At 58.8% G+C, this 13726-nt stretch carries 13 protein-coding genes; 4 read left to right on the forward strand and 9 right to left on the reverse strand.

The genetic code is table 11. The features are described 5' to 3' along the window. Positions 1 to 12: 12 nt before the first annotated feature. On the forward strand, positions 13 to 1305 hold the full coding sequence (gene hmgA, locus SJQ66_RS15170; protein ID WP_320534971.1) for a homogentisate 1,2-dioxygenase: 1293 nt from the start codon (positions 13 to 15) through the stop codon (positions 1303 to 1305). After that, entirely contained in the window at positions 1302 to 2576 is a 1275-nt protein-coding gene (fahA, locus tag SJQ66_RS15175; protein WP_024903562.1) for a fumarylacetoacetase, read from the forward strand. Before hmgA ends, fahA begins: the two co-directional genes overlap by 4 nt. A 79-nt stretch (positions 2577 to 2655) precedes the next feature. Here the strand turns inward: fahA and SJQ66_RS15180 are convergent, their stop codons facing one another. Beyond that, positions 2656 to 3561, reverse strand: a complete 906-nt coding sequence (locus SJQ66_RS15180; protein WP_024903561.1) for a LysR family transcriptional regulator — start codon at positions 3559 to 3561, stop codon at positions 2656 to 2658. 435 nt (positions 3562 to 3996) lie between these two features. On the opposite strand from SJQ66_RS15180, the gene SJQ66_RS15185 reads away from it, so the two are divergent. Both SJQ66_RS15185 and SJQ66_RS15190 read left to right on the forward strand, forming a co-directional pair. Beyond that, entirely contained in the window at positions 3997 to 5190 is a 1194-nt protein-coding gene (locus SJQ66_RS15185; RefSeq protein ID WP_024903560.1) for an acyltransferase family protein, read from the forward strand. 406 nt (positions 5191 to 5596) lie between these two features. Next, entirely contained in the window at positions 5597 to 6472 is an 876-nt protein-coding gene (locus tag SJQ66_RS15190) for a lipid A biosynthesis lauroyl acyltransferase (protein ID WP_024903559.1), read from the forward strand. Between the two features lie 36 nt (positions 6473 to 6508). On the opposite strand, the gene SJQ66_RS15195 is transcribed toward SJQ66_RS15190, so the two are convergent. From SJQ66_RS15195 to SJQ66_RS15230, 8 genes are all read right to left on the reverse strand, one after another. After that, the gene (locus tag SJQ66_RS15195) at positions 6509 to 7459 is read right to left on the reverse strand and encodes an NAD-dependent epimerase/dehydratase family protein (protein WP_024903558.1); all 951 of its coding nucleotides are present in this window, start codon (positions 7457 to 7459) and stop codon (positions 6509 to 6511) included. Then, positions 7456 to 8460, reverse strand: coding sequence for a fumarylacetoacetate hydrolase family protein (locus SJQ66_RS15200; RefSeq protein WP_024903557.1), 1005 nt, complete (start codon positions 8458 to 8460; stop codon positions 7456 to 7458). Before SJQ66_RS15200 ends, SJQ66_RS15195 begins: the two co-directional genes overlap by 4 nt. Then, positions 8457 to 9053, reverse strand: coding sequence for a cupin domain-containing protein (locus tag SJQ66_RS15205; protein ID WP_024903556.1), 597 nt, complete (start codon positions 9051 to 9053; stop codon positions 8457 to 8459). Before SJQ66_RS15205 ends, SJQ66_RS15200 begins: the two co-directional genes overlap by 4 nt. After that, the gene (locus SJQ66_RS15210) at positions 9050 to 9853 is read right to left on the reverse strand and encodes a cyclase family protein (RefSeq protein WP_320534972.1); all 804 of its coding nucleotides are present in this window, start codon (positions 9851 to 9853) and stop codon (positions 9050 to 9052) included. The genes SJQ66_RS15205 and SJQ66_RS15210 overlap by 4 nt, the downstream gene beginning before the upstream one ends. Continuing rightward, on the reverse strand, positions 9850 to 11055 hold the full coding sequence (locus SJQ66_RS15215; RefSeq protein WP_407691535.1) for an MFS transporter: 1206 nt from the start codon (positions 11053 to 11055) through the stop codon (positions 9850 to 9852). Before SJQ66_RS15215 ends, SJQ66_RS15210 begins: the two co-directional genes overlap by 4 nt. Before the next feature lie 33 nt (positions 11056 to 11088). Continuing rightward, positions 11089 to 12216 carry an FAD-dependent oxidoreductase gene (locus tag SJQ66_RS15220; protein ID WP_024903553.1) on the reverse strand — a complete coding sequence of 376 codons (1128 nt, stop codon included), beginning with the start codon at positions 12214 to 12216 and terminating at the stop codon, positions 11089 to 11091. Between the two features lie 129 nt (positions 12217 to 12345). Further along, on the reverse strand, positions 12346 to 12747 hold the full coding sequence (locus tag SJQ66_RS15225; protein WP_320534973.1) for a Rieske (2Fe-2S) protein: 402 nt from the start codon (positions 12745 to 12747) through the stop codon (positions 12346 to 12348). A gap of 13 nt (positions 12748 to 12760) precedes the next feature. Then, the gene (locus tag SJQ66_RS15230) at positions 12761 to 13705 is read right to left on the reverse strand and encodes a VOC family protein (RefSeq protein ID WP_320534974.1); all 945 of its coding nucleotides are present in this window, start codon (positions 13703 to 13705) and stop codon (positions 12761 to 12763) included. Positions 13706 to 13726: the final 21 nt, after the last annotated feature.

Below are 13726 nucleotides of genomic sequence, written 5' to 3' on the forward strand. Positions count from 1 at the left end.
GTGGAGATTCGCATGACCGAATATCTATCTGGGTTTGGAAACACCTTCTCGTCCGAAGCGTTGGCAGGCGCGTTACCGGTCGGGCGTAACTCGCCGCAGCGATGCCCATATGGACTGTATGCCGAGCAACTTTCGGGTACGGCATTCACGGCGCCTCGCGCTGAGAATCGGCGATCCTGGCTTTACCGGATTCGCCCGTCTGCCATGCATGAGCCGTTCGAGAAAATCGCCGCGCCTCGCATCATCAGTTCGTTTGACGAGGTTCCGGTTTCGCCGAATCAGCTTCGATGGAATGCACTTCCTGCGCCCGCAACCGAAACCGACTTTATCGATGGGATTGTGACCATGGCTGGACACGGGAGCCCGCGGTCACAGAGTGGTGCGGCGGTGCATCTTTACGCCGCCAATCAGTCGATGTGGGATCGTGTGTTTTATAACGCTGATGGCGAGATGCTCGTGGTGCCGCAAGAGGGGGTGCATCGCTTCGTTACGGAGTTTGGAATCATCGAGGCGACCCCGCAGGAAATCGTCGTGATACCGCGGGGGGTACGTTTCCGGCTCGAGCTTCCTGAAGGCCCGGCGCGTGGCTATATTTGTGAAAATTACGGTGCCAATTTGCGTTTGCCGGATCTGGGCCCGATTGGATCAAATGGTCTGGCGAATCCGCGAGATTTTCTCACGCCGGTTGCTGCTTTCGAGGACAAGGATACACCTCATCAACTTATCGCAAAGTTCATGGGGGGCATGTGGTGCGCGCAAATGAAGCATTCACCGCTTGATGTCGCCGCGTGGCACGGCAACTACGCGCCATATAAATACGATCTTCGGCGATTCAATGCGATTGGTTCGATCAGCTTCGATCATCCTGACCCATCCATTTTCTTGGTTTTGCATAGCGCGTCGGATACGCCCGGCGTCAGCAACATTGACTTCGTGATATTTCCGCCCCGCGTACTCGCAATGCAAGACACCTTTCGGCCACCGTGGTTCCACCGTAACGTCGCCAGTGAGTTCATGGGCCTTGTTCATGGGGCCTATGACGGAAAAACCGGTGGTTTCGCGCCCGGAGGGGCGAGCCTGCATAACAGCATGACCGGTCACGGGCCGGACGCAGGTACATTCGAGAGGGCCAGCCGCGCCGACCTCTCCAAACCAGACATCATCACGGACACCATGGCCTTCATGTTCGAGAGCCGTCTCGTATGGCATCCAACCAGGTACGCCATGGAGAGTGCGCAATTACAGCGGGATTATTTCCAGTGCTGGCAAGGACTAAACAAATATTTTGAGGCGGACCGGTCATGACTACGGTGGCGATCGATTTTACCCACGACCCCGAGTTGAAAAGTTGGGTAGAAAGTGCAAACAGCCCGGATACGGACTTTCCGATACAGAATTTACCTTTTGGTCGCTTTAGAAGCACGTCGACTGCGCCATGGCGCGTTGGCGTGGCCATCGGAGACCAGATTCTCGATCTTGCATACAAGGCTCCGGATGCCGATATGAAGCGGGTGATGAGCCTGCCTTCGCATGCGCGCACCGCGTTGCGACAGGAACTGTCTCGCGACCTCGCTTATGGCGGTCCGCGAGCGGCTGAGCTGAAAGCGGCGTTGGTGCCTCAGGCCGAAGTCGAGGTTGGCTTGCCGTGTGAAATCCGCGACTACACCGATTTTTATACCAGCATTCATCACGCTACGACAGTTGGAAAGATGTTTCGGCCGGATAGTCCCTTAATGCCGAATTACAAGTGGGTGCCGATTGCGTATCACGGTCGCGCGTCATCGATTTCAGCGAGTGGTCATTCATTCCATCGACCTGTTGGGCAATCGATCACGATGGGGAGCACAATTCCCGAGATTGGTCCGACGAAGAAGCTTGATTACGAACTCGAACTGGGGTTTTTCATTTCGCTTGGCAATGAGGTCGGTACGCGCATTTCGATGGAAATGGCTGAAGAGCATATTTTTGGTGTCGCGCTTTTCAATGATTGGAGCGCGCGCGATATTCAGGCGTGGGAATACCAGCCATTGGGGCCTTTTCTCTCAAAAAGTTTCGCGAGTACGATATCGCCCTGGATTGTCTCGCTCGATGCCCTCGCGCCGTTTCGGGCGCCGCAAGTGCGTCCTTCAGATGATCCGCAACCGCTTCCTTACCTCGATTCAGAAAAGAACAAAAAGATGGGAGCGATCGATATTGAACTGGAAGTCTGGATTCAGACATCGGTGATGGCCAAGTCGGGTCAGCCTGCTGAGCTTCTCACGCGGTCGAACGCCACCGATGCGTACTGGACCGTCGCCCAACTTGTGTCGCATCACACGATTAACGGCTGCAATCTGTCCACTGGCGATCTGTTGGGATCGGGCACGCTTTCCGGAAAAGCGACGTCCCAGGCTGGCTCACTCCTGGAACTTACCATGAACGGCAGCCGCCCGGTTGTCCTGGGTAACGGAGAGCAGCGCGCATGGCTTGAGGATGGTGACACGGTGATTTTTCGAGCGCAATGCCGGCGCGACGGGTATCGTCGCATCGGACTTGGAGAGTGTCGCGCCACCGTATTGTCCGCGGTTCCGCTCTAGTCAGGCACTTTTACGGAAATGCATGGCTTTGCGTTTTCACTGGGCCGGTCAAAGGCGTTCATTGATATAGCCGGCTCGCCTATGCTTTTTCAGCACGCCTTGTTAAGTGCTCGACCAACGCTTTCGCCGGAGCTTGTAGAAAGTTGAACTGCTTGAAGCACACGACAAAGTTGCGCTTCGTCCATGTGTCGGTGAGGGGAATGATCTTCACTTTGAACACGGACTGGTATGTTGTCGCGACTTCAACAGGGATAACGCTGATTCCAAGTCCAGAGGCAACCACACGGAATGCCGCGTCGAAATTCGAAACAATCACGCGGTACGACAATGTCTTTCCCGCGCTCGCCGCTGCGCGCCGAAGCATGGTGTGGACAGCGGTCGACGGTAACAAGCCGACATGCTCGTAGTCCAAGGTCTGGCTGAAGCTGAGCTTTTTCTGGTTGGCCAAAGGGTGTGCCGGATGTACAGCAAGCGCTAATTTGTCACTTCGATACGGCCTATGTTCGAGGCCTTGCAGGTCGACGTTGTCCCAGCAAACCCCGACGCTTGCCGTTCCCTCCCGCAGTTGTCGGACCAAGTCGGTGGACAAACGCTCTTCAATATCCACGCGGATGTTCTTGTTGGCGGATTCGCCCATGAACGAGGCGATGTCATCCAGGAGGGTCTCAGCGATTGCGGAGACCGAAGCACATACGCTTACCCGTCCACGCAGGCCGTCTCCAAAAACCGCCACGTCGCTTCCTATCCTTTCCAGCGTGAAAAGCACATTGCGCCCATGCTCCACAAGTGCCACGCCTGCAGGCGTGGGTTCGACGCCGCGACGTGAACGTGCCAACAAAGGCACCCCGAGGTCCGCCTCAAGATGAGCAATACGTTTGCTAATCGCCGACGGCTCGATGTGCTCCTCTTCGGCTGCTCGTTTGATGTTGCCGTGGTCGCATACAGCAACAAACAGCCGTAGGGTCTTCAAATCGATATCGCGCACGTCCCGCTCCCCAGAGTTTCCATCCTGGAACAGTAGTGGCTTTAAATTACCACTTTTGCGTTCCATTGGAATGTCTGAAGTTAGCATAAAATGCCACTTATAAAGAACCGGTGTTACTACGTAGAGGCCTGAATCGGCAAAAACTGCGTATTCGACACGCATCTTTTTGATACCACCCTCCATAAGCTGGCCTGTCAGCGAGTACGCTCATCCTTTGGTAACCTAAAACAAGCGTTTCGCGCTTTTGCCCGCATCCACGCCTGGGTAACCCGCCAGCACCTTTATTACCAGAAGCGTATTTTTGAGAAACGCCGTAATACGACCGAATATGCTGCGTCGTCGAGACGTGCTAGCCGGTTATTTAGTATTTCAAGATATCTCGGCGTCTGATTTTGGGAGCCCTGGCCGACGCTGTTCACGTAATGCCCTGAAGAGGTGAAAAATGAAGCGCAACGGGGAACATTGTTGAATGCCGCGCTTGGCGAAAATCGTGCGACATGGGCCGGTGTACACATCGACGCGATGCGTGGCGCCGCGGCCTTGATCGTCGTTATCGGGCATGCACGTAGCTTGTTTTTTGTCAGCATGACAGGAAATACCGAAACGGGGCAACTGACGATTGGCGATGAAGCCGTCATGGTCTTTTTTGTCCTGAGTGGCTATCTCGTCGGTGGTAGCGTGCTGAGAGATATGAAGGCTCGTACGTGGAATTGGCTTGACTATCTCGTCAAGCGATTGGTTCGGTTGTTGATCGTACTGATTCCCGCGGTCTTCATCGGTATAGTCATCGATAACATCGGCTTCCGGTTCTTGGCGCATGGCGGCAGCATTTACACAGCACCCGTCGGGCAAGTCTATGTACTGCCTGTCCTCTTCAGCCAGATTCAAAGCGTCCCGATCATCCTGGGCAATATCGTTTTCCTGCAGACTATTTTGGTACCAACCGTAGGGACGAACGCGACGCTCTGGAGCTTGTCTAACGAGTTCTGGTATTACGTCTTATTTCCGCTGGGAATGCTCGTTCTCCGATATGAACGCAATATTCTTCTGCGCGTCGCCTACGGGACAGGCGCCGCGTTGATCATCTGGATGATAGGCCTGCACGCGTCCGTCTTGTTTCTCACATGGCTACTTGGCGCAACGCTTTCGATCGTGCCGCGACGCATTCCTGCTCGATGTGCGAATGGTGCCGTGATCATTGCCACCGCTGCGTTTTGCATGGTCTTCGTCTGCGCAAAAAAATTCGATCTACCGCTTTATGTCGCGGAATTGATGATTGCGGTGCTGGTGAGCGCGTTGGTCTATACGATCATCTGTCAAACCACGCCAACCACGCCTTCTCTTTACGGGACGGCCGCCCGTTGGTCTTCGAATATTTCGTACACGCTCTACCTCACGCATTTGCCTTTTCTGATTTTGCTTTGCGCGCTCGTCAGCACGCCGTGGGTGCTTGCACCCGTGTCGATGGCGTCATTCGCCAAATTTGGTGTCGGCATCGTTGGCGCGCTGGTGTGGGCAGCGGCGCTATATTACGTATTTGAGTCGCGTACGAACGGTACGCGGACCGTCATCAGTGCCTTGATTCGCACGCGCGCCCGTGCCGTGAAGCAGCCCATCTCAAGGGATTGAGTAACACGCTTGGCGCTTTCCCCTCTCCCATCGCTGTTTTGGCAACATGCCAGCGGCTTGCCCACGCTTTCGCATCCAGGCGAAATAAGACAGCTTTAGCCGCTTTTAATGCCGGACTAAGGTAATAGTCTGCATCATCGCGACGTTCCATTTCGGAATGGTATTTCTGACCGAATACGTAACACGAAAATATGTGCTAATGCGACACCTGCTCGTGCTAACGTGTGTTCTCTAGAATCTCAAGAATATACATGGTAGCCTTCGCCCGGTCCGTGGCGCCGTACCTCTGATCGCATCGCTATCACTGCGGTCATCACCCAGTCCGATCTTCCACCCGAAAAAAAACCGATCCACGGCGACTTCCGTGGAGTTAATTGTGCGAGCAAGCATTTAGCTGGAAGCATCTATGAAAAGTCTGGGGTATTGGCTGACGGTAGGTCTGCTGCGTGTCCTCGCCGTCCTGCCCTATGAGGTGGTTGCCCGTGCCGGAAGCGCATTGGGCGGCCTGCTGTATCGCATTCCGAGCCGACGCAAGGATATTGTTCTCACCAATCTGCGTCTGTGTTTTCCACTCAAGACGGAACCCGAACGGGAGACCTTGGCGCTGGCGCATTTCCGGCACGTGGTGCGCAGCTTTCTGGAGCGCGGATTCCAGTGGTTTGGCAGCGCTCGCAAGATCAATCGTCTGGTTGAGATGGACAGCCGCATCGACCTCGACGCACCCCACGCCCAACCCACGATTTTCATGGGTTTTCATTTTGTCGCGATCGAAGTAGGGTGCATGCTGTATTCATCCAGGCAGCCTGTGGCTGCGTTGTACACCCGGATGTCCAATGCACGTGTGTGCGCAATGGCGAAACGCCAGCGTGGTCGCTTTGGCGCGGCCATGATCGAGCGCAGCACCAGTGCAAAGCAGGTGGTGAAGCTGCTGCGAACAGGAACGCCGATCATGCTGGCGGCCGACATGGATCACGGCCCGACGGGTTCGGTGTTCGCGCCCTTGTTCGACGTGCCGGCCTGCACGCTGACGTCGGTATCGCGACTCGCACGGCTTGCCGGCGCACGCGTCGTGCCCTTTGTGACGGAAGTCCTCCCAGACTACCGAGGATACCGCTTGACGGTCTTCGAGCCGCTTCAAAATTATCCAACGAACGACGAAGCGGTCGACGCCCGGACAATGAATGCGTTTCTCGAAACGCAGATTGTGCGCTTTCCCGAACAGTACTATTGGGTTCATCGGCGCTTCAAGAGCCGTCCTCCCGGCATGCCCGGGGTCTATTGATTGCGTGTCGTGTGACGCCAGATGCGCAGGCGTGGTTCAAGCGTCTGCTAAGGCACGCGTGATCAACGCATCGATCGTGCCATCATCCAGGAAGCCAGCCGCTACGGCGCGACGGTCGATCATCGGCGGCTGGCGGCCGAATTGCCGCTCGATCGCTTCGTCAGGGGCATAGACTATCGGTGCCGTACCGCATTGCCGCGCCAACGCATCGACAACGGCTTGCACCGTCAGGCGGAGCACGGGAGGTGTCCACACGCGTTGAGTGGCCAGGCCCGCGGCCGGCAGGCGTGCCGCCTGCAGCAGGTTATCGATGCAGCACACGCGTGACATCCACCACGGCGTTGCCGACGGAGACACCGGGCAGGTATAAGGGCGCCCGTGCCGTGCGGCATCAAAGATCGCGCTCATGAAGGCCGAGCCGCGCGCCGTCGACAGACCTGGTCGTGCCACGATTCCCGGTAAGCGGAGCGAACGGGCGTCGAGCTTACCGCGACGTGTCCAGTCCGCCAGAATCTGTTCACCGATCAGCTTATGCACGCCATAACTGGTCGTTGGTGCCGGACTGGTGTGCTCATCTATTCGAGATGGCATCGGCGCACCGTAGACGGCCACGCTGCTCGCGAAGACCACGCGCGCCACGCGCGAGTAGGTTTGTACCTGTTGCGCGAGCCGTTCGAACAGCGATAGCGTCGCATGCAGATTGACGCGATCGCCCAGGGTCCGGTCGGCTTCGGCAAGCGCGCCGGGTACGCTTGCCAGATGAAAGACAATATCGACAGGCTCCGATAGCAACGCATCCAGCGTATGCGCCATGCCGAAATCGCCTGCGATGAAAGTAAGGCGCCTATCCGTGGGGAGAATGTCGGCGTTCTGATCGACCAGCAAAAGCTGGGTCACATCCCCGGCGCGGGAAACGCCTTCCTTCAATAGGCGCTGGACCAGCATGCCGCCGACGAAACCACAGGCGCCGGTTATCAATACTCTCATCCTCTTACCTGATCCTGGTTGGCGACCGATGCTTGCACGACACGCTGATCGATGACGCCGAAGGGCGTTCCGCCGTTCTCGTCGCGCGCGACCATTCTCACGCGATCACCGAAGCGCATGAAATCCGTCCGTGCCAGTCCTTCATCGACGATCTCGATGACGCGACGCTCGGCGATGCAAGCGGACCCCGCCGCGCGATCGACATTCGAGACCGTCCCCGAACCGATGATCGTTCCGACGGACAACCGGCGTGTGCGTGCCGCGTGCGCAATGAGGTCACCAAAATGGAAGTTCATTTCGCCGCCGTTCGGTTGTCCAAACCATCGACCGTTCCATTCCACGTGCAATGGCAGATGTACCCGTCCACCGCGCCAGGCGTGGCCTAACTCATCAGGCGTGATCGCGACGGGCGCGAAACTCGTGGAGGGCTTGGCCTGCAGAAAACCGAAGCCGGTTTTCATCTCTCGTGGCCCCAATCCGCGCAGGCTCCAGTCGTTGATCTGTACCAGCAGGCGAATATGGGCGGTCGCGCTATTTGTCGATACGCCCATCGGCACGGGACCGACGATCACACCGAACTCGCCTTCGAAGTCGATGCCGTCGCGCTCGTCGGGTAAGGGCACGTCGTCGGTCGGGCCCAGAAAATCGTCGCTCGCGCCTTGGTACATCACCGGCACCGTATCGAAATCGGGAATGGGCGGTGTGTTGAATGCCCGTTCCATCAAACGACCATGATTGAGAAACGCGGAAGCGTCACACCACTGGGGGCTGCGAGGTAACGGGGCGGCACATGTGCTCTGGTCGAATGGGCGGGCATCGGGGGCGCGACCCTCATTCAGCGCGTCGTACAGTGCTTGTAATCGCGGGGCGATGTCGGACCAGTGTTCCAACGCATCCAGCATCGTTTCGGCGATTGCTGTTGCCTTCACGGCATGACGAAGATCGCGTGACACGACCACCAACAGACCATCGCGCTCATGGCGTAGCGAGGCAAGTTTCATTTTCTTTCCTTCTCCAACCGCAAATCGAGCGATGCGGCAATCGCGCTATCGTAGGTTCCATCCACCAGCACGAATAACATCCGGCACACCCGGTTCGAACGATTGGCCCATGCGTGATTCGTGCCACGCTGGATCACGACGCTTCCGGGTTTGAGCGGCACCTCACCCTCGTCTAGAACCAGCGTCAATTCGCCGTCGATCACGACGCCATAGTCGACCGACTCCGTGCGATGCATCAACGGATGCGGTGAATTTCCCCGAACCGTCGATACCGTCGCATCTCCCGTCTGGCTGAACGCGGCATGCATCTTCGCCGCGCCGTGCGCGAGAAACTCCGGCGTATCAGGGGGAATATCGACAAAGCGTAATCGCGTGCCCTGTTTGGGCGGGGGCAGCATCAGCGGTCCGGCGGCCGGGTCCGGCCCGTTGTCAACGCAAACGGGCGTCCCTGTCGTCGACCAGACTTCATGGAATACCGTGCCGGGTATGGCCGTGATGTTGAAAACGCTATGCAATGGCCCCTCGGAGGCGATGACGGCGCGACCTTGTGCGTCATGACCCGTGACAACGCGGTGGATCGGCGGCAAGCTCATGGCGTCACCTCGTCGAATATCGCCACGGCGCGCGTCCAGCCGGCCGACGCGCCGCGGATCTTGTGCGGAAAACAGCTTATCGTGAACCCATGCGGCGGCAACGCTTCCAGGTTGTGCAGTTTTTCGAGATGACAATAACCGATATCGCGTCCCGCCTTATGGCCTTCCCAGATGAGAGAGACATCACCCGTCTCGGCGATCTTCTTCGCGGTGTATGAAAAAGGCGCGTCCCAGCTCCAGGCGTCGGTGCCGGTGAGGCGGACGCCGCGTTCCAGTAGATACATTGTTGCTTCGTAGCCGATTCCACAACCGGCATTCAGGTAGTCGCGCTGTCCGTAACGTGATCCGGCGCGTGTGTTCACCACGACGATATCGAGCGGTTCGAGTTCGTGGCCGATTCTTGCCAGTTCTTTCTCGACGTCGGCGGCGGTTGCGACATAGCCGTCCGGAAAGTCTCGGAAGTCGAGCTTCACGCCGCGCTGAAAGCACCACTCGAGAGGAACCTCATCGATGGTGATGGACGGCTTTGCTTCACCGAGTTGGGCATCCATCGTTGAATGGAAGTGCCAGGGCGCATCGAGGTGCGTGCCGTTATGCGTGGTCAACGTGACCCACTCGGCCGCGGCGGCCTCACCGTCTGGAAAATCTTCGACTTTCGTGCCCGGTAGCATCGCCATGAATTCGTGGACCGTGTCGGCATGCTTCTGGTAGGTGATCTTCGGCGCGAGCGGCGGCGGGTCCGAGAACACGTCATTTTCGAGATAAATGGAGAGGTCGATAAAGCGACGATTCGGCTTCATTCGGAAGCTCCTGCGATGCGTGCTCGGGATGCCAGCGGTGAGAAGGCGAGGATTGCGATGGTGGCCATTACCACTGCCGCGGCGCCAAGACTGCCATAGCCGAATTGCTTGACGAGCGTGCCGCCAAGAATGGGGCCGATGGCGGAACCCGTCATCAGCATCGCGGGGGTGGCCGCAACCGCGCGGCCCGTTCTGTCAAGACGCGCGAGCATGCCGAACGCGAAGGTGTGCGTGAAGATCATGATCGCCGCGAAGACGGAAGCCGAGGCCGCGTATGGCACAAAGGCGCTACTCTGCGTGATGACCAACGCGACGACGGCTTGTGCCAGTACGCCGCACTGCGCCACGCGTACACCCGGCAAGCGCGATTCGAGTAAGGCCGCGAGCGGTGCGGGTAGCAGGTTGACGAAACCCAAAGCGATGAGTACGCCCCCCACGGCGGCGTAGCCGAAGCCGCGATCAATGCCGATGCGTTGCAGAAAGGCGAATACCATGGCTTGCGTGAGTCCCATGCAGGCAACGCCGAGCATGCCGAACCAGACGGCACGATCGAGGCGCGACTCCCTCCTTGTTGCATTCGCATCGGGTGAGCGGGTAGCGGGAAACCCGAGCGCGGACACGAGCGCGGCAACCACCATCACGAAGGCAAACACTTCGAAAAGCGTTCTGCCGCCATGTGCCGCGATTAATCCGGGCGTGATGCCGAGGAATACGATGGCAAAGCATCCCAGCGACAAACCGGCGAAGGCGAACAATCGGTGCGGGTTCGCGCTGCGCCCGATCGTGCCATGCGTGACACACAGGCTCGCGCCAACAGAAAGCCCAGCCACCAGATGCACGGCGGCCAACAATATATAGCGATCGATCGACACCGCCGTGATGAATGCCACGGCCGCGACGGCGAAACCGGCCGGTACGATCAAGCGCGCCGGCAAGCGGTTCAGGCGCGGTGACAGCAGCACACTGCTCGCCACCGCACCTGCCAGAAACAGCGTGGCCAGCGAGCCGGCTTGCTGCGGATCGAGGTGGTAATTGCCAATCAGCGTGCCGACCCACACCGGCAACGCGACCAGATCCACCATGCCGACGCAATGCGCGACGAGCAGCGCCAGCACGCCGAGCCCGCTGTATCGACGGGCAGGTTGAACGCCGGTTTGCAAGGCCGGCGTTTGCGTAGCGTGCGTTGTGATGTTCTGTATCATTTGTTCGCTCTCCGTCGTGTCAGTCGGGCGCTATCAAATTGGTTGCGTCAAGCTCGTCAGCGTCTCGCGCATGATCTGGGCATGTTCTACCTTGTCGCCGTCGCAGATCTCGATTTCGCCAAGGCGACCGGAGTTTTCCACGACAATGCGGCAGCGCTCCCAACGGCGTGACTGGAACGCAAGCAAGGCCGTCGCCAGCGTCGCACCGCGGCCGAGTTCCTCGGCGAGCACGATGCCATCCTCGATGCCGATACCCGCCCCGGCAGCCATATGAGGCGTTGTTGCATGCACCGCATCGCCAACGAGCACCACACGCCCGGCGAACCACGGTTGTGGCACGAGCAAGCGTTCCAGCGGCCGGTAAATGACGGTGGAATGCGGGCCGATCTGATCACGAACGGACTGCACCATCGGTGCGCTGAAAGGCGCAAGCAGGTCGCGCAGCATCTGTGGCATGCGATCGGGATCGAGGCGCGCGTTTGTTGGACGATCCTCGGTGATGAACACATACATCTCGTCTTGTGAAACAGGGTTCACCCCAGCCTTGACCTTGTGCCCCATCCACATTGTCACGCGTGTGATCTCGGTGGGGCGGGGCACGACCGCGCGCCAGATGCCCTGGCCGGTATAGCGCGGATGCGGCGCGTCCGGGAACACGGCTTGCCGGACTTTAGAATAAAGGCCGTCCGCACCGATCACCAGGTCATAGGTGGCCTTCGTACCGTCAGTGAGCGTCACGTCAACGCCTTCGTCGTGTTGAACGATCTCCGTGAACGTACAGCCAAGGCGCACATGTACGCCGACAGCGCGCGTTGCCGTGGCGAGGATGTCGGCCAATATCGGCCGCATGATCGCGCCGCCGCCAGGGATATCGGGCCCGGCGACGCGGGGCGTTGGCAGTTGCCCCAATGGCATGCCGCTCGATGTGAAAAGGTCAACGCCGTCGTCGCAGTAACCACGCGCAATGACCGCGTCGATGACACCGATAGTCTTTAGCGCGCGTAGCGTCGGACCGCCGATGCTGATGCCCGCGCCATAAGCGCGCCACGCATGGTCTATCTCGACAAGATCGACTTTCAGCCCTTGTTTTACGCATTGAATCGCAGTGGCCATGCCGGAAAAGCCGCCCCCGATGATGAGCACATGCCGAACGGTCGCCATGTTGGTGTCTCCTGTTTTGTTCTTGCGTCCGCGCATGTCGGATGCATGCGGACACGTGTTTTTTGTTTTCGAATCGGTGCAGGGCTTGTTTCCAACCGGACAACCCGCCGCCGCGCCTCCTTGCTCGCGCTACCCTTCGCCTTCGGCCGTGCTTTCGTCGTGCTGTGATACCGCGCCTGTCGGCATGAAGACGCCCACGTCGCCGTGCGCCGTCACTGCCGTGTCAAGCCGGGTCAACCGTTGTCCAAGGCAGGGGCCCACCAGGCATTCGCCCGTTGCGATATCGAACTGCGCCCCGTGCGCGAAACAGACGATACGGGTGCCATCACTATTCAGATACGCGTCCTTGCGCCAGGCCATCGGCGTGTTGCCGTAATGGGGACACGCATCCAGGTACGCAAATACCTTGTCGCCGCGACGAACGACCAGCACGGTGTCGTGGCCCGCGCCCGCGGGATCGAAACCGCGCGCCTCGGGGTCGTCGAGGTCATCGAAACGAACGAGATGGATCGGTAACGCGGCAACGGGCATGGCGTCGTCTCCTTTACTCGGGGCGCTTTGTCGGCGGTCCGCCCGGCACCCATTTTTCGTGATGCTGGAACAGGAACAACTGCGAGCCGTCGGCGCTCATCGGCGCCGCGCGCGCGGTCCATTCATCGTCGTGAAGGTCCATGTCCGCGTCATACTCCACGTGACAACCCAGCGGGCTATTGAAGTACCAGAACCAGTTCGACCCGAATCTGTGACGCCCTGGCCCCCAGAATGATTGATACCCCTTCTCCACAAAGCGCGTGCCGGCTTGCAAGACGGCGGTCGGGCCACCCATGTGGAAAGTGAAGTGCTCGCAGCCCTTCATGAACGGAGGCGTTTGAATCATGAACAGCGTGTGATGATCGAGCGTGCCGGCCGGGCGCAGAAATGGCCCAACCCCGGTGAAGCGGTCCGAGCAACGAAAGCCCAGGCGTTCCACATAGAACGCTTCGGCCTTGTCTGCATCGGGCACGAAATAGACGACGTGCGAAAGCGTGCGAGGCGTGAGATCCGCGTTGTCGTTCACCGCAACCACGTTGGTCGGCCGTTGCGCGGGCGCGCCCGGCGCGTTGATGGCTTCCGCGGGCAACGCGAGAGGTTTTCTGGTTGTAATCTGGAAGCCGAGGGCGAACCCCATGTCGTCGACCGATTCAATCGATCCGTCCGCGAGTTGCTTGACTTCGCGGTCGCGTCGCAGCTCTTCCGCGATAGCCTGCAGCGTTGCGGCGTCCGCCACGCCGTAGGTTGTCTTGCGCAGCATGCTTCCGGTGCCGAGCGCGGGAGGCAATGTCGGATCATCCGCTCGCCGGATCTCGACCGCGGTGCCGTCGAGCGCTTCAAACCGGCCGCCCGTTTCATCGGCACGAATAGGCAGCAGGCCATAATGAAGAAGATATGCGTTGCAGTTCGCCACGTCGTCCACGCCGAAGACAAGCGAATCGGTGCCGATGATATTCATGATCATTATTCTCAAAATAAA

The organism is Robbsia andropogonis (genome assembly GCF_034047095.1).
GTDB classification, from domain to species: Bacteria; Pseudomonadota; Gammaproteobacteria; order Burkholderiales; family Burkholderiaceae; genus Robbsia; species Robbsia andropogonis.